This is a genomic window from Steroidobacter flavus (assembly GCF_042651805.1).
In the GTDB taxonomy this organism is placed as follows: Bacteria; Pseudomonadota; Gammaproteobacteria; order Steroidobacterales; family Steroidobacteraceae; genus Steroidobacter; species Steroidobacter flavus.
Map to the genome: position 1 here is coordinate 2,270,237 of NZ_JBHSDU010000003.1, position 16,714 is coordinate 2,286,950.

Consider the following 16,714-nt stretch of genomic DNA (forward strand, 5'->3'; position numbering starts at 1 on the left):
TCAAAATTCTTTTAATCCATGAACCCGAAACGCCACACGAACCCTCGCAAGCGCAACGAAAATATATCGATTCACTTAATGATGCAAGGTACGATACCGGTCCTTTGAGCGCCTGGGAGGCAGCCATGACCAGCCTGCACATTGAGCCGGCGACCCCGGCCGACGTGCCGATGATCCTGCAGTTGATTCGCGAGCTCGCGGAGTTCGAGCGGCTGCTGGATGAGGTGACGGCGACTGAAGCGCAGTTGCACGAGCACCTGTTCGGCCCGAAGCCAAAGGCCGAAGTCATCATGGGTCGCCTGCCGGGCGGCGAAGTCGCCGGCTTCGCGCTGTACTTCCACAACTTCTCGACCTTCCTGGCCAAGCCCGGCATTTATCTCGAGGACCTGTACGTTCGTCAGCAGTATCGAGGCCGCGGCTATGGCGAGCAGCTGTTACGCCGTCTCGCGGGGATTGCAATCGAGCGAAATTGCGGTCGGCTCGAATGGTCCGTGCTCGATTGGAATCAGCGCGCCATCGATTTCTATAAGAGCCTGGGCGCGGTGCCGATGAATGAATGGACCATCTATCGCGTGACCGGGTCGGCCTTACAAAAGCTCGGCAACGGCGGCTGATTCATGCGTGCAATCGATTCTTTCGATGGCACCGATTGGAAATAACTGCCGATAAATCGTCGCTCATTGCGTTTACCGTGCTGGCGGCCGACACAGGCGCGGTGTATTTTCGGACGCGATTGCTGGCGGCGCAGGATGCGCCGGGCCAGCCCAGGGGTTACTAAATAATTTCGCGCTGGACCAACGAGGGTTCGCATGTCCATCCGCGCCTTGCGCTACCTCATCGCTCTTGCCGAGTGTTTGAATTTCACTCGTGCCGCCGAGCGTTGCTCCGTCACCCAATCCACATTGAGCATTCAGCTGCGCAAGCTCGAAGATTATCTCGGCGTGCGTTTATTCGAACGCGATCGCTCGCATGTCGCGCTCACTGAAGATGGTCGCAAGGTACTTCGCTTTGCTCGTGTCGCTGTTCGCGCGGCCGATCGCATCGTTACTGTCAGCCGCAATGGCCGACTTCACTCGAGCGCCCTGGTCTCCGCACCGGAGGTGCTTATTGATGAGATCAATTGTCAGCGCGTGCCCATTGATTAGACTTCGTCTAATTTAGACACGGGCTACGACTAAATCGTCGAGCTCAGCAGGGGAGACACAGCATGGGACCGCCGATCCATACCGTGCGCGTGGTGACGTGCGCCAGTATTTTGTCTGGCCTGTTTGCAATGGGAGCCGCGCTCGCTCAACCGTTGGGCCTGCCGCCAGTCCCTGTCCCCGCAAATAATCCACAAACGCCCGAGAAGATCGCGCTCGGCGACAAGCTCTTCAATGACAAACGTTTCAGCAGCACCGGTGAAGTGAGCTGCGCGACTTGTCACGATCCGAAAAAAGCGTTCACCGACAGTCCGCTGGTGACGTCGGAAGGCATCAACAAGCTCACCGGCACGCGCAACGCGCCGACGGTGATCAACTCCGCGTACTTCAAGTTGTTCTTCTGGGACGGTCGTTCGCTCGACATGGAAGATCAGGCGCAGCACCCGATCGTCAATCCGGTCGAGATGGGCCTGGTGAATCACGATCCGGTGTTGAAGATCGTGCGTACCGATCCCGACTACGTGGCGCGCTTCAAGAAAGTCTTCAACAAGGAAGGCGAGCAGGTCACGATGAAGGAAGTGCAGCAGGCCATCGCCAGCTTCGAGCGCACCATCGTCGCGGGCGATTCGCCGTGGGATCGCTGGTACTACGGTGGCGATCAGCAAGCCGTGAACGAACAAGTGAAGCGCGGCTTCAGCGTGTTTCTCACCAAGGGGCGCTGTGTTTCATGCCATGCGATCGAGCAGGATTACGCGCTGTTTACCGACAATCGATTTCATAACATCGGTGTCGGCGTGAATCGCATTCAGGCTGAAATCCCGCAGTTCGCGCCGGCGTTCCTCACCGCGAAGAGCGCGGGCACCGACGTGGACAAAGCCGTGCTCACGAATCCAAAAGCGTCCGAGCTGGGTCGCTTCGCTGTGACCGACACGCTCGATGAGATCGGTGCTTTCAAGACGTCGACGCTGCGTAACGTCGCGGTGACCGCGCCGTTCATGCATGACGGCAGCTTGAAGACGCTGCGCGACGTGGTCGAGCACTACAACAACGGCGGCGTCACCAAGAGTGGCGATGTGGTGAACGACTTCCTGAGCGGCGGCATTCGGCCGTTGAACCTTACCGACGATGAAATCAGCGATCTGGTCGCGTTCATGGAATCGTTGACGAGCCCGCAGTTCGCCGCGCAGAAGGCCGCGTCGGCGAATCCTGCGTCCTGCAATGTGAAGACCACTGCGGTGGCCAACGCCAGCCCGGTAGCACCGCCCAGCAAGTCCGTCGGCGGCGGAGAGGGGATGTAACATGGACATCAAATACGATCGCCGCAGCTTCATCAAGACATCGACGGTGGGTGTGGCCGGCGCGGCGCTGCCGCTGACCATGGTGGAGCTGGCCTTCGCGAAGCCGAGCGACAACTTCACGTTCGCATACATCTCGGATTCGCACATTCAGCAGATCAAGGGCAATCAGTTCGTGCGCAACTGGGATCGCGGTTTGATTCGCGCCGTCGCCGAAACGAATCTGCTCACGCCCAAGCCGGACTTTGTGATCTTCGGCGGCGACCTGGCGCAGATGGGCTCGAAGCCCGAGCTCGATCACGGCGCGGAGCTGCTGTCGAAGCTCAACGGCAAGGTTTATCACGTGATGGGCGAGCACGATTATTACCTCGACCTCGGCGAGTACTGGTCGAAGCTGTTCGGCAAGCAGTACTACAGCTTCGAGCACAAGGGCGTGCACTTCGTGGTGTTGAACAGCATCCTCACGCACGACGAGTGGACGTTCAATCGCTGGCCGACCGCTCAACAGCGCATGGCCGAAATGGCCGGCCTCGACAATCCGAACGGCTCGCCGTTCATGGTCGGCGTCAAGCAGCGCGAGTGGCTGAAGAAAGATCTGGCGAAAGTGAAGAAGGACACGCCGGTCGTAGTGTTCTCGCATTCGCCACTGCAGAAAATCTACAAGGGCTGGAATTTCTGGACCGATGACGCGGAAGAGGTGCAGGCATTGCTCGCGCCGTTCGACAAAGTCACGGTGTTCTACGGCCACGTGCACCAGATCCAGTACAACCAGATCGGCAACATTGCCTTCACGTCCGCGATGGCGACGGCGTGGCCCTGGCCTTACCCGCAGAGCTACGCGCAGGCTCAGCAGTTGCTACCGAAGCTGACGGTGCAGATGAATCGCGCCGACCCGTTCTTCGAACGCGACGCCACCGGCTGGCAGTTCATCGATGTGAACAGCGGCCGCGCCAGCGCGACTTTCAATCTCTACAACAACAAAGTGCGCACCGTGGCGTTCGATCCGCAGGCCGGGCATCCTATGGACAAGACCTATCAGGATCCCGATAAGCGCATCCAGCCTCAAACGCACTATTGAGAGCCAACATGAAAATCGCATCCGTCATTGCTTGTGCCGCGCTGGCGCTGGGTGTCTCCGGGCTAGCCCGTGCCGACGAGTTCAGCCAGGAAGATCTGGCTCGCTGGCAGGAACAGTTCGACGGCGTAGTGAAAGAAGGCCGCGCGCTGTTTACCGATGCCAAGCTCGGCAAGAACGGTGTGGTGTGCGCGCAGTGCCATCCGAACGCCGCCAACACCCATCCGGAAACTTATCCCAAGTTTCAGAAGCAGCTCGGTAAGGTCGCGAATCTGTGGGAGATGGTGAACTGGTGTATCCGGAATCCGCTCGAGGGCGATCAGCTCGCCGCCGACGATCCGAAGATGACGGCCCTCCTGTCTTACATCGCCTGGGAGCGTCGCGGTGTGAAGCTGGAGCCAGGTAAGCACTGATGCGCTGGTTTGCCCGCTCGTTAGTGACGGCTGCGGCGCTCATGTTCGCCGCGGTCTCTCAGGCTGGCGACACGCCGAAGATCGATCAAGCGTCGCTGCTGAAGCGGATCGAGAAGAAGGACACCTCGATGGTGATCCTCGACGTGCGTACTCCCGAAGAGTACGCGGCGGGTCACGTTCCCGGTGCCATCAATATTCCTTACACGCACCTGCCTTCGCGCATCTCCGAAGTCGCCGACGCCGCGGACAAGGACATCATCGTGTACTGCGCTACTGGTATCAGAGCGGAGAAAGGCGCCGAACGCCTGCGCGAAAACGGCTTCGCCAAGCTGTTACACCTCGACGGCGACATGAAGGCTTGGGAAGCGCAGAAGCGATCGGTCGAGAAATAGCGCTCAGCCGAGCGCTTGATCCAGATCCGCGATCAAGTCTTCGGCACTCTCCAATCCCACCGACAGCCGCAGCAGATTCTGCGGCGTCACCGTGTGCGGCCCTTCAACCGACGCACGATGTTCGACCAACGACTCCACGCCGCCGAGGCTCGTCGCACGAATAAACAACTGCAACTTCGCGGCGACAGCGAAGGCGGCGTCGCGATCGCCGCGGACGTTGAACGACAGCATGGCGCCGAAGCCGCCCTTCATCTGACGTTGCGCGATTGCGTGACCGGGGTGGGTGTCCAGCCCAGGATAGAACACGCGTTCCACATTTTTATGACTCTGCAGAAAGCCCGCGAGCCGACTCGCGTTGTGAGTCTGTGCGCGCAGGCGACATGACAGCGTTGTGAGGCTGCGGCGGATCAACCAGCAATCGAAAGGCGAAGGCACGCTGCCAACGGTCTGCTGATAGTCGCGCAGTTTGTCGGAGAGTCCGCCGCGATCGCGCGTGACGACCGCGCCGCCCATTACGTCGCTGTGACCGCCGAAGTACTTCGTGCTCGAGTGCATGACCAGATCGGCGCCGAGCTCGAGCGGCCGTTGCCACACCGGCGTTGCGAAGGTGTTGTCACAACAGACCATGGCGCCACGACCGTGAGCCAGCTCGGCAATGGCTTCGATGTCGCTGATGTTGAGCATCGGGTTCGAGGGTGTCTCGATCCAGACGAGGCGCGTCTCTTTGCGGAGCGCATCGCGCACGGCGTCGACACGCGTCATGTCGACGAACGTATGGGTGACGCCCATCGGAGCCAGCACGTCGCGCAGTTGTTTGGCCGTGCCGTGATACGACTCGACCGGCGCGATCACGTGCTCGCCCGGTCGCAACAGGCTGAAGACCGCCATCGACGCGGCCGACCCTGAGCTGTACGTCGTTGCGTCCTCACCGCCTTCGAGCGCGGCGATGCATTCTTCCAAGGGTTTGCGGCTTGGATTGTCCGCGCGTCCATAGGAGAAACCGCGCGACCATTCGCCATCGATGTCCCGCTCGAACGTCGTGCTCATCTGAATCGACGGGGCGACGGCGCCGGTGGCGTGCTCGACTTCGCGTCCGACATGGACCGACAGGGTTTCGAACTTCATCATGGGCTTCCTGATCAAGACCGAAGCACTCTACTGCAAAGTCCGCGCGCCGGCATGTTTGATCTCCGAAGGCGGGCACGGGTTATGATCGCGCGCATGAGCTCATCGAAACCGCGCGTCATCGACGTCCCAGATCTCCCACCACCCAACGGTCACTACGCTTACGGCATCGAGCATGGCGGCGTGATCTACGCCTCCGGCCAGCTCGGTCGCGGTCCCAGCATGACCGATGCGGAGGCGGGCGACATCTCCCGCCAGACGCGCTTCTGTCTGGAAAAGATCGAGAAGGTGCTGCGCGCGGCGAACAGCGATCTGTCGCGTTTACTGAAAGTGAACATCACCATAGTAAACATGGACGATTGGCCGGCGGTGAATGCCGTCTACAGCGAGATGCTGGGCGCGCATCGCCCGGCGCGTGCGGTCATCGCCGCGAAGGATTTGCATTTCGGCGCGCTTATCGAAATCGAGGCCATCGCCGCCGCCTGAAAAAACGCTCCCCGTCTTGCGACGGAGAGCGAGTGGGGGTCCGAGGAATTACTTAAGGCGTCGCTGGGGAAATGTGTCCCGGCGGTGTGGCATCGGCGGCTGCGGATGACGCGGCCGTCTTCTTCACTTCGATTGCCGGCGGAATGAGCTTGTACATCACCGGCGTGACGACTCGCGCGACCAGCGTCGACGAAATCAAGCCGCCGATGATCACCCACGCCAGCGGCGAGTACATGCCCGCGTTCTGCAACGCCAGCGGCAACAGGCCACCAATCGCCGTCGCGCTGGTCAACAGAATCGGCAGGAAGCGAATCTCACCGGCGCGCTCGATGGCTTCATCGAGCGGCATGCCGTCCGCTCGCAATTGATTCGTGAAGTCCACCAGCAGGATCGAGTTCTTGGTCTCGATACCGATCAGCGCGATGAACCCGATGGTCGCCGTGAACGAGATGCTGTAACCGGCCAGGCCCAGCGCCAGAATGCCGCCCGCGATACCGAAAGGCACGACGCTCAGCACGATCAACGTGCTCTTGAAGCTGCCGAACTCCAGCACCAGCACCGCGACGATGCCGAGCAACGCCACGATCGTCGCGGCTTGCAAGCCACCGAAACTTTCAGCACGACTCTCCAGTTCGCCGCCCGGCACATAGGAATAGCCGCGCGGCCACTGCATTTGATCGAGTCGACTCAGCACCTCGGTCGTCACGCGGTCGGTGTTGTAACCGTTCTGAACTTCCGCATTGATCGTCACCGCACGCGAACGGTTGTAGCGATCGATCTGCGTCGGCGCAGCGGCGAACTCCACCTGCGCGAGCTGACTCAGCGGCAATGTCGCGCCGCTCAATGTCGTCACACGAACCTGATCGAGGGCATGGATGTCAGCACGCTCGGTGATCGGTGTGCGAACCATGATGTCGTACTGCTCGCCATCGGTCTCTTTGTAACGGCTCGCCGGAATGCCCGCGACCGCCAATCGCACGGCGCGGTCGAATTCAATGGCCGGCACACCGAATAGCGCCGCCTTCTGCGAATCGATCTTCAGCTCCAGGTTGGTCCGCTTGATGCGCACGGGATTCTCGACATCGCGCGTGCCCGGCGTCTCCTTGATCACCTGCTCGACCTTGCCCGCCAGCCGATCCAGCTCGTCGAGCTCCGGCCCGACGACGCGAATCGCAATCGGCGCCGTGATCGGCGGACCGTTCTGGAATTCCTTCACATAGATGTGCGCGTTCGGATACTGCTTCAGCTCCCGACGCAGCGCTTCCAGTTTCTTCGGCGTGTCGCTGGTGTCGTACGACTTCAGCTTGACGAAGATGTCGCCGTAGTTGGTCGCGCCTTCGTTGCCGAACTCGTTGTAATAGATCTTTGGGTTGCCGTGGCCGAGGTTGGTGAAGTACGACGCGACATCGGGCATCGCAGTCAAGCGGTCCTCGACGAACTTCAGCGCGCGATCCGTCTCGGCGAGGCTGCTGCCGTCCGGCGTCTCCACCGTGATGATGAAGTTCGGCGTATCGGCTTTCGGAAACAGACTGAAGCCGATGATTGCGCCCACGCCAATCATGATCACGAAGCAGGCGGCCAGCGAGCCCCACACGGTCAACTTCGGTTTGGCCAATGCCTTATGCAGCAGCGGCTGATAGAACCGATGAATGCCACGCTGCACCGACTGCAACAGGCGATTGCCTTCCGCTTTCTCGTGCTTGCTGAGGATGCGGCTGGCGAGGAACGGGATGATGGTCAGCGCGATCAGCAACGACGCGAGCACGGTCGACAGCACCGCCGTCGGTAGCACGCGAATGAATTTACCGGACGGACCGGACAACATCATCAACGGCAGAAAGGCGAAGATGATCGTCGCCGTACAGCCCAGGATGGCCAGGAAGATCTGACGTGTCGCCAGGATCGCTGCCTGCGTGCGCGAGTGACCCTCGCGCAAGAAGCGTGAGATGTTTTCGACGACCACGATGGAGTCGTCGACGAGGAGACCGAGCGCGACGACGAAACCGGCGATCGAGATTTGATTCAGCGAGTAGCCGACCATGTGCAGCGTAGACACACCGATGGCCAGCGACAGCGGAATGGAGATCATCACGATGCTTGCCGCACGCAACCCGAGAGGCAGCAGTGTGATAGCGACCAAGGCAATCGCGATGGCGAAGTCGGTGGTGAGTCGATTCAAGCGCGTCGCGACGTTTTCCGACTGATCGAACCCCAGCTCCAGCTTGATGCGCTTGGGAAGTTGTTGCTCGAACTTCTTTGAGGCTTCGAGCACGCGTTCGCGCACTTGGAAGATGTTGTAGCCGTCTTTCTGATTTGCCGTGACGAACACCGCACGTTGACCGTTGAAGCGGCCGAGGTACGTGTGTTCCTGCGTATCCCAGTTCACTTCGGCAACGTCGCGAATGCGCACAGTGCGGCCGTCGACAGCGGCGACGACCGTGTCGCGCACTTCGTCCAACGACTCGTAGCTACCAGAAGTCTTGACGCTGAAGCTCCGGCTGCCCACGTCAATCGCGCCGCCGGGCACCGTCGTGTTCTCGCTTTGTAGGGCTTCGATCACTCTGCTCGGTGCGAGTCGCAGCTCGGCCATGCGAGGTAGATCGAGCGCGACGCGTAGCTCGCGTGCGGGATAGGCCCACGTTTCGGCGGTTCGAACGCCATCGACCGCTTTCAATATGTCTTTGAGATCGCGAGCCTGATCTTCCAGCTCGCGATACGGCGCATCCGGCGACACCAATGCGAACTGCACGATGTTCACCAGGCCCGGATTGCTCTTCTTGATCTCCAGCCGCGCGATCTCGGCCGGCAACGACGGTCGCAGCGCGTTGATCTCTCGCACCACCTCGTCGTATTTCTCTTCGGCATCGGCGGTGCTGTAGAACTCGGCAATCATCGTCGCCAGACCGTCGTTGCTGAACGACTCGATCTTCTTGATGTCGTCCAGTTCGCTGATCCGGTCCTCGATGGGCTTGACGACCAGGCGTTCCACATCGCGCGGCTCGGCGCCGGGATACGCAACGATGATTTGATAGATGGGAATCGGGAAGTACGGATCTTCCTGTCGCGGAATGCTCATGAACGACGAAATGCCGAGCGCCACGAGCATGGCGAACGCGACCAGCGTGAACTGGTAGCGCTTGATGGGAAATTCCAGGAAGCTCATGCGCTACTCCCGGTTCGCGGTCAGGGGCTCGGCGAGGGTCACTTCCTCGCCGTCTTCCAGGTACTGCGCGCCGTCGGTGATGACTTGCTCGCCGGCTTTCAAGCCTGTGTTGAGCGCGACAGTCTCGCCTTCGATGAAGGCCACATCGACCTCACGTCGGCGCGCGTGATTCTGTTCGAGCACGAACACACGAGCGGTGCGGCCGTCACCTTCAACGATGGCCCCGATGGGAACGTAGATGCGCTCGCCGGCCTTGGCGGTCGCAGGAATGATGGTGAGCTTCGCGACCAGGCCGCTCTTCAACGGCAGATCGGTCGGGTCCAGGGAGACTTCGATGCCGAACATGCCGCTGCCCGTATCGGAAGCGCCGGACACCTCGGTGACTTTGCCAGTTAACGTTTTGCCGGGCAGGGCATCGAGACGAATCTGCGCTTCGTCGCCCAGCTTCACTTGCACGATCTCCCGATCGGCCAGCCCCGTGCGCACGATGAACCCTTTGTCCTTCGCGCCGAGCACCAGGATCGGATTGCCTGCCTGCACCAGCTCGCGCTCTTCAGCGAGACGACGGAGCACTGTGCCGTCGTGGGGCGCAACGATCGCGGCGTAACTCCAGTTGAACTTCGCGGAGTTCAATGCGGCTTCGTTCACAGCCAGCTGCGTTCGCAGATCCTGTAGCTGTTCGAGGCTAATAACCTTATCGGCGTACAGGCGTTCACCACGTTCGAGATCGCGACGCGCTTTCTCATGCGCCTGCGCCGCTTGCTCAACCTGCGCATCGATTTCCGTCTGCTCGATCTCAGCCAGCTTCTGACCTTTGCGCACCTGATCGCCCTCGGTCACCGACAGTCGACGAATGACGCCGCCGACTTTGAAGGACAGGCGAATCTCATCTTCATTGGCGAGCAAGCCGTTCGTGCGAATGGACGGCGCGGCCGGACCAACGACCGCCGGTGCTGTGCGCACTCGCGAGAGCTCGACGGGCGGCGGATCGTCGGCATTGCTGTTGCAACCCGCGATGGCCAACAAGCTGGCGGACAGTAGCAGGGGCGGTAGAACACTGAACAGGCGCGGCATGATCAGACTCCTGGATCGAGCGGGATGTCACCCGTCGAGGTCGCATATTCCAGCTCGGCGCGGCGCGCGAGCACGTTGAAGCGAGTGAGGTTGTGATTCAGCTCGGCGCCGGTGAGCGCGCTCCGGGCGTCGATGAACTCGACCTGGCTGATCACGCCTTCGTCACGTTTGCGGCTGGCGATGCGGAAGGCCGCTCGCGCCGCTTCCGCTCGAGCCGCGGCGGTCGCCAGCGAATCTCGCGCGGTGGTGAGTCGATCGTAAGACTGTTGCACTTCGAGTCGGATCTGCTGCGCGATCTCTTCCTGTCGCAACACCAGTTGTTTCTCGGCGGCGCGGGCTTGATGAACGCGCGCGGTGTCACCACCGCCATCGAAGAGGCGCCAGGTGAAGATCAGCGATGCCGTGCCGAAGTTATAACCGTCGCCAAAACGATAATCCTCGCCCTGCGTGCCCGCATCCACGCCGAGCGACAAGGTCGGCCATTTCTGCTTGCGAGCAATCCGCACCTGCTCTTCGCTCGCGCGTCGCAACTGTTCGTTCTGGGCGATTTCCGGGCGACGATTCAGCGCCATCGACCACAGCTGTTCGAGGGCGGCTTCGCTGCCGGTGGCGTTGTTTGGAGGCGCGGTCGGCTCGATCGACGACTGCAGCTGTCGATTGAGCAGGAAGTTGAAATAGCTTTGCGCCTGAGTGGCCAGATTCTGGGTCTCGCGCTTCTGTTGCTCGACTTCCAGCAACTCGGCTTTGGCTCGCAACACCAGGTCTTCGGTGATCTTGCCGTTGCCGTACAACGATTCGTTGACGCGCAGGTTCTCTTGTAACAACGCCTCGCTGGCGGCCACGATCTCGACCGAGCTGCGCGCCTTCAACCAATCCACATAAGCAACGGTGATGTCGCGACGGAGTGCACGAGCGATTGCCATTCGATTGAAGCTGCTCGCATCTAACAACGCGCGCTGCGCTCGGACCGCGGCCGGAATTGCGGGCGCATACAACGGCTGACGCAGCAGCAAGCGCGTGTCTTGCTCTTCGGTGCGCAGGAACGGAATGCTCTCGTTGGCAACCTGAGGGAAGCGTGCCGGCTGGCCTTGCGCGATCAGCATCTCGTTCAAGGTCGAGTAAACGGGATTGAGCGCGGAACCAATCGGAATGTCGATGACGCGGCCGCCGTCGGCGCGCGTATAGCGGGCTTCGAAAGAAAGCTCGGGGAAGAATCGGGCGCGAGCTTCAGAGAGCGCTTCGGCCGCTTTCTCGACTTCAAGATGCTGGCTCTGCAGGGCGAGGTTGCTGCGCAAGCCTTCGGCCACATAGTTGGCGACCACCGTGTCGAAGTCCCCGCCCGCTGGCGCTTGTGCCCAGGCGCCGCTCGCGCTCAGGCACAGGCCGATCATCGCCAGAAGAGGTGGCGCTCGCATGCTCGAATCCCTTTCGTGGCCGCCCGTCCCGGTTGCCACAGTTGTTCAGTCGTTAGACAAGTGTCAAAAAATGCTCAAATAAAAACCAGCGTTAATCGGCCAACGACCGCCCCGTACCGGCCAGGGTGTAGCGAATCATCGCGATGGCCTGCTGGGTCAGCTGCGTCACCGTGATGCCGACCTCGGCCAGCGGCCCGGCTTTGGTGATCGCAATCTGCGTCAGCCCGTGCGTAAAACCCCAGAGCACCCGCGAAGTTACGTGCAGGTCGCCGATGTCGGCGCGAATACTTCCATCGCGTTGACCGGCTTCGAGCGAAGCCACCACCACGTCGTGAACCTTCAGGCCCATCTGGAACGCCGTCGCTTCATGCGACCCTTCCTCAGGCGTGCCCGTCGCGCGCTGTTCGAGGCGCGAGCAAGCGTCGAAATAATGGGGAAATTCCATACCGAACGCCATGTAGGCCCGACCCATGGCTTCGATCTGATCCAGACCGATGCGAGTGCGCGCACTGGCCTCTTCGAAGCGTGAGTGAAGGGTTTCCAGCGCACGGCTGGTGATTGCCAGCAGTAACTCGCCCTTGTCCTTGAAGTACACGTATACCAGAGCTCGACTTAGCCGAGCCTTACGTGCCACGCCGTCCATGGTGACGGCTTCCCAACCCGTCTCTCGATACAGGCTCTCGGCCGCATCGACGATTTCATTGCGTCGGCGGTCTTTCTCTTCCTGGCGGCGATCGGCGATATAGGACATGGGCGCATGGTGCGCCAGTCGTTGACACAGTGTCAATGACTAAATCGGTGTCTAAGGAGAACGGGCGACGCCGACCACCAGGGTGCCCGGGCCGCCGTGCGCGGTGAGGGTGGCGCCGACCGGCATCACGAACGCGCTTTCGATGTGTGGATGCGCGCATCGCAGCTGATCGAGCAGATCGTACGCGTCGGCTTCGGCGCTCGCATGACCAATGCCGATGCGATAGGACTGGCCGCTGTTCATGCGGCGGGTGATGAATCGAATCAGCTTCGCGCGCCGGTGGCGACGACCGAACAACATGCCGGCGGGCGCGACGCGGCCATCGGCATGACTCGCGAGCACCGGCGAGAGACCCAACGCGTTCGCGATGGACTTCACCGCGGGCTTCACTCGTCCGCCTCGAACGGCGTATTCGAGTGAGCCGATCAAAGCGTACGTGCGCGTGAGAGGAATCATCTTGCGAACGGCGGCGACGATGTGTGCGGCGTCGAAACCTTTGGCGGCCAACTCGGCGGCGTAGGTCGCGAGCAATCCTTGGCCAATCGATGCGTTGCCTGAGTCGAGCACTTCGATCGTGCTCGCGCTTTGCACTCGCTCCGCGGCGGACTGCGCAGCGTTGTACGTGCCGCTGACCTTTCCTGTGACATTGATCGAAACGACCGCGTCGAAATGCGAGGCGAGGAATTCGAACTGACGACGAAAGTCCCCGGCCGGTGGCTGCGATGTTTTGGGATGCTTCGGGTTGCGCACCAGCTCGGCCAGAAATTCCTCGGGCGACAGGCCGACCTTATCCAGATAACTCTGCTCGCCAAACTGAATACGTAGCGGCACGATATGAATGCCGAGTTGATCCAGCAGGTCATCGGGAATGTCAGCGACTGAATCGGTCACGATGGCGACGCGACGCTGCCGATCATGCGTCGCTTGTTGCTGGCGCTGCATGTCGTCGGCTTTCTGACCGGTCACTTCGCCGAACAATCCGGCGATCCGAAACACCTCGGCCGGCTCGTTGACGTGAATGTGAACTTTGGATTTGCGTGTCGTTCCCGCCAGCACCAGCGATGAACCGAGCGCCGCGAGTTGTTCGCGTAGCTTGCGACGATCGATGTTCGCACTCGTGATCGTGCATTCGGTGCAGAAGCGGTGGGACAGGTCGTGCGTTTCGCCGGCAGCCGCTTCGTGTTCCGCCTCGGCGACGGTGACTTCGGCGGGCTCGGCATCCACGTCGAGATGCAAATGATCGGTCATGCCTTCGAGCAGATCGACAAAGCCCTGTGCGCCGGCATCGACGACGCGAGCGGCACGCAGCTCCTCGAGTTGATCCGATGTTCGTTGAAGAGACGTACGAGCTTTGTTGAGCGCTTGTGAAAACAGGCCGAGGTAGTCATGCAGGCCGGTGGCGGCGAGACGCGCCGTCTCGGCGGCGAAGTCGGTGATCACCGTGAGCACGGTGCCTTCGCGCGGCTCGGACAAACTATCGCGTGCATACGTCGCGCCGGTGGTCACTGCCGTCGCAAATTGCGCGGTTGATAACGCGGCGTGTGATGCGGCGCTGTCGCCCATGCCAAGAAAGAACTGCGCCAGGATCGCGCCGGAGTTGCCACGAGCACCATCGAGTGCCGCGTCGGCCGCACGAGTGAGCGTGCTTCCCGCGTGATCATCCGCGCCTCGGCGAAGACTCGCGAGCACGGCACCCATGGTGAGCGCCATGTTGGTCCCGGTGTCGCCATCGGGCACGGGGAATACGTTGATACGATTTAAATGCTCCTGATCGGCGAGCAGGCGTTGAATGCCGGCGCGGAGCAGGCGGCTGAGGCGGGCGCCATTCAGTTCGTGAACGGGTGCAGGCATGACAAGTCCGTTCGCCATTCATGCCTGCGAAGATTCACAGGCAGTTGTTATTGTCTGGGTAGTAAGAACCGTAGACCGCGCTGATTGAGGATCACACCTTCAGGGGTGATCCGCTCCACCGTCGGGCCTTCCTTGAGCACTTCGCCTTCCAGGTACTTTTTCATGTTCACGAATACGAAGCGCTCGCTGGGCTTCTGCGAATTCACGTGAATGTCCAGGTGCAGATCGGGCAGGTTGGTGCCACTCGACGCCAGATCCTCGAGCGTCGGCAATGTTTCATTGCCGACCAGCGCGCCGTTGCCCGCAGCGGGCGCATTCGCGGCTTGTTTCGCTTCAAACACAGCGCCCGAAGGCAGCGGAGCAACGGAAGGCGGCTGGATCTGACGAACCATCGGCGGACCGGCCGGTACGGCGGCGGCGCTGGACAGATGTGAGTTCGCCGGATCCTCCGGATAACCTTCGCCGTAGCCGCTCGCTTCGTCCGCCAGCGAGCGAACCGATGGATCGGTGGGCACCGTCTGCTGATAGTTCTGCGGTTGTTGCTGCTGATATTGGTACTGCTGAGCCGGCGCAGGCTGAGCGTTGTAGTTCTGTTGAGGCGCGGCCTGTGGCGGTGGCGCGCTCTGCATGGGAGCCGGTGCTGCTTGAGCCGACTGCGTGGGCTTCGCATCGCCATTGCGAAGCAGGACGACCAGCAACACACCGAGATTCACAACGAGCAACGCCGCGACAGCAACGACCCACCACGGCCGCTCGTTGTTGCGACGGATCACTCGCACATCGGCCAGTGAAGGACCGGTGTTGCGTTGACGCTCGTTCTCGGATTTTTTCAGGGCATCGAGAATGAAGCTCATCAGCTCGTTCCCCGAGCCTGAGACACCAGCACCGGCGTGCCGGGCGTGTTGCCGATCGCGTCGAGCACGATCTGAGTCTGCACGCCGGCGATGCCGTCGACGTTCAAGCGATACTGACGCTGAAAGTCCTCGACCATTTTCACCAGGTCCTCATCGTAATAATCGCTGGCCGGCTCGCTCTCGGGCTTGCCTGCGACAGTATTGAGCTTGGTACGCAGCCAGCGCACGCCGTCGCCTTGCATGCCGGCCGACAGCGGACGCGACGAGCCGAGTTGCGGGCGCCACATCACCAGATAGTCGCCGTACCAGAGTCGTGACAACGACGCGATCGATACCATCCTGGTTTCATCCGGCAAGTTGATCTTCGCGGTGTCGCCCACCAGCCCGGACACCACGACCTGATGCGCGTTACTGTCCTCGTCGATCAGTGTCAGGATCGCGGGACGATTCAATGTCCGCAGCTGACCCCAGGTGCCTTGCTGATAAACACACGCGAGCCCTTGTTTGCTCGCCTGGTCGCATGGCCGGCCGCCTTTCGGCGTGAACTTCGCGCCCCACAGCGCGAACAGCTGACTGAATGCGCTCTCGGTATTCGTCATGCCGACCTTTTCCACCAGGACTTCGGCGACGTCTTGAGGACGCGGCGGTGGCGGTGGCAGAACGGGCTCAGCTTGCGCGAGCTGAACTGGCGCTGCTTCCACGACAGCAGGTGCGGGCGCAGCGGCGACGGGTTCTTCAGCGTCGGTCGTGCGAGTGAGCGTCCAGATGCCGAGCGCCAGGCCGAGCACGGCGATACTTCCCGCCGAACCGACGAGCAGCTTCATCCACGGCGGATTGAACGAGCGACCATACACTTCGCTCGCGGCCTCACGAATCATTCCCGGCCCGATGCGATGTTGTTCCTGCGTGAACGCGCCGAGCAGCGCGCGATCGCAAATCACATTGATGATTCGAGGCACGCCGCCGCTCAAGCGATGGATTTCGCGCAAGGCCGCGGTACTGAAAATCTCACCTTGGGCGCCAGCGACTTTCAGTCGGTGATTCACATACGACGCCGTCTCGCTTCGAGACAAGGGCGCGAGGTGATAGCGACCGGTGATGCGCTGAGCGAGCTGACGCAGTTCGACCCGATCCAACAATTCGCGCAGCTCGGGCTGGCCGATCAGGATGATCTGCAGCAGCTTCTTCGACGCGGTCTCGAGATTCGTCAGCAGACGCACCTGCTCGAGCGTCGCCGGCATCAGGTTCTGCGCCTCGTCGACGATTACCACGATGCGACGGCCTTTGGCATTCGCTTCGAGCAGGCGACGATTCAGCAGATCCACCAGATCCTTGATGCTGGTGGCGTCCTCATCGCGCATGAAGATGCCCAGCTCTTCGCAGATCGTCAGGACAAACTCAACCGGCGTTAATTGAGGATTGAGGATCACCGCCACGTCGGCATGGCCCGGCATGCGCTCCAGCAGCGAGCGCACGATGGTGGTCTTGCCGGTACCGACCTCGCCCGTCAGCTGGATGAAGCCGCCGGCCTCGGTAATACCGTACAAAAGATGCGCGAGCGCCTCCGCATGCCGCTCGCTCATGAAGAGGTAACGCGGGTCGGGAGTAATCGCAAAGGGCTTCTCGCCCAGGCCAAAAAAGCTCGTGTACATGCTGAGTTGCGCTATCGCGAGGTCGT

General features: G+C 61.2%; 15 protein-coding genes. 7 read left to right on the top strand and 8 right to left on the bottom strand.

What is annotated here, in order from left to right; translation table 11 throughout:
• Positions 1-125: 125 nt before the first annotated feature.
• The 6 genes from ACFPN2_RS15435 to ACFPN2_RS15460 all read left to right on the top strand — a co-directional run bounded on the left by ACFPN2_RS15435 (position 126) and on the right by ACFPN2_RS15460 (position 4,317).
• Positions 126-614 carry a GNAT family N-acetyltransferase gene (locus tag ACFPN2_RS15435; RefSeq protein ID WP_380598005.1) on the top strand — a complete coding sequence of 163 codons (489 nt, stop codon included), beginning with the start codon at positions 126-128 and terminating at the stop codon, positions 612-614.
• A gap of 195 nt (positions 615-809) precedes the next feature.
• Positions 810-1,145: a LysR family transcriptional regulator gene (locus tag ACFPN2_RS15440; RefSeq protein ID WP_380598007.1), complete on the top strand. Its 336-nt coding sequence runs from the start codon at positions 810-812 to the stop codon at positions 1,143-1,145.
• Positions 1,146-1,207: 62 nt separating this feature from the next.
• On the top strand, positions 1,208-2,440 hold the full coding sequence (locus ACFPN2_RS15445; RefSeq protein ID WP_380598008.1) for a cytochrome-c peroxidase: 1,233 nt from the start codon (positions 1,208-1,210) through the stop codon (positions 2,438-2,440).
• Between the two features lies 1 nt (position 2,441).
• Complete coding sequence (locus ACFPN2_RS15450; protein ID WP_380598010.1) at positions 2,442-3,515, top strand: metallophosphoesterase; 1,074 nt, start codon at positions 2,442-2,444, stop codon at positions 3,513-3,515.
• An 8-nt stretch (positions 3,516-3,523) separates the two neighbouring features.
• Entirely contained in the window at positions 3,524-3,925 is a 402-nt protein-coding gene (locus ACFPN2_RS15455; RefSeq protein ID WP_380598012.1) for a c-type cytochrome, read from the top strand.
• On the top strand, positions 3,925-4,317 hold the full coding sequence (locus tag ACFPN2_RS15460) for a rhodanese-like domain-containing protein (RefSeq protein WP_380598013.1): 393 nt from the start codon (positions 3,925-3,927) through the stop codon (positions 4,315-4,317). Before ACFPN2_RS15455 ends, ACFPN2_RS15460 begins: the two co-directional genes overlap by 1 nt.
• 3 nt (positions 4,318-4,320) lie before the next feature.
• Here the strand turns inward: ACFPN2_RS15460 and ACFPN2_RS15465 are convergent, their stop codons facing one another.
• Complete coding sequence (locus ACFPN2_RS15465; RefSeq protein ID WP_380600146.1) at positions 4,321-5,442, bottom strand: trans-sulfuration enzyme family protein; 1,122 nt, start codon at positions 5,440-5,442, stop codon at positions 4,321-4,323.
• Positions 5,443-5,538: 96 nt separating this feature from the next.
• On the opposite strand from ACFPN2_RS15465, the gene ACFPN2_RS15470 reads away from it, so the two are divergent.
• The gene (locus tag ACFPN2_RS15470; RefSeq protein ID WP_380598015.1) at positions 5,539-5,928 is read left to right on the top strand and encodes a RidA family protein; all 390 of its coding nucleotides are present in this window, start codon (positions 5,539-5,541) and stop codon (positions 5,926-5,928) included.
• A gap of 52 nt (positions 5,929-5,980) precedes the next feature.
• On the opposite strand, the gene ACFPN2_RS15475 is transcribed toward ACFPN2_RS15470, so the two are convergent.
• From ACFPN2_RS15475 to ACFPN2_RS15505, 7 genes are all read right to left on the bottom strand, one after another.
• Positions 5,981-9,091: an efflux RND transporter permease subunit gene (locus tag ACFPN2_RS15475; RefSeq protein ID WP_380598017.1), complete on the bottom strand. Its 3,111-nt coding sequence runs from the start codon at positions 9,089-9,091 to the stop codon at positions 5,981-5,983.
• A 3-nt stretch (positions 9,092-9,094) separates the two neighbouring features.
• Positions 9,095-10,165 carry an efflux RND transporter periplasmic adaptor subunit gene (locus ACFPN2_RS15480; protein WP_380598019.1) on the bottom strand — a complete coding sequence of 357 codons (1,071 nt, stop codon included), beginning with the start codon at positions 10,163-10,165 and terminating at the stop codon, positions 9,095-9,097.
• 2 nt (positions 10,166-10,167) lie between these two features.
• Positions 10,168-11,580, bottom strand: a complete 1,413-nt coding sequence (locus ACFPN2_RS15485; protein ID WP_380598021.1) for a TolC family protein — start codon at positions 11,578-11,580, stop codon at positions 10,168-10,170.
• Between the two features lie 91 nt (positions 11,581-11,671).
• Complete coding sequence (locus ACFPN2_RS15490) at positions 11,672-12,331, bottom strand: TetR/AcrR family transcriptional regulator (RefSeq protein WP_380598023.1); 660 nt, start codon at positions 12,329-12,331, stop codon at positions 11,672-11,674.
• Between the two features lie 51 nt (positions 12,332-12,382).
• Positions 12,383-14,182, bottom strand: a complete 1,800-nt coding sequence (locus ACFPN2_RS15495; protein WP_380598025.1) for a DAK2 domain-containing protein — start codon at positions 14,180-14,182, stop codon at positions 12,383-12,385.
• Positions 14,183-14,229: 47 nt separating this feature from the next.
• Positions 14,230-15,036: a general secretion pathway protein GspB gene (locus tag ACFPN2_RS15500; protein ID WP_380598027.1), complete on the bottom strand. Its 807-nt coding sequence runs from the start codon at positions 15,034-15,036 to the stop codon at positions 14,230-14,232.
• Positions 15,036-16,688 carry an ExeA family protein gene (locus ACFPN2_RS15505; RefSeq protein WP_380598029.1) on the bottom strand — a complete coding sequence of 551 codons (1,653 nt, stop codon included), beginning with the start codon at positions 16,686-16,688 and terminating at the stop codon, positions 15,036-15,038. The genes ACFPN2_RS15500 and ACFPN2_RS15505 overlap by 1 nt, the downstream gene beginning before the upstream one ends.
• Between the last annotated feature and the right edge of the window lie 26 nt (positions 16,689-16,714).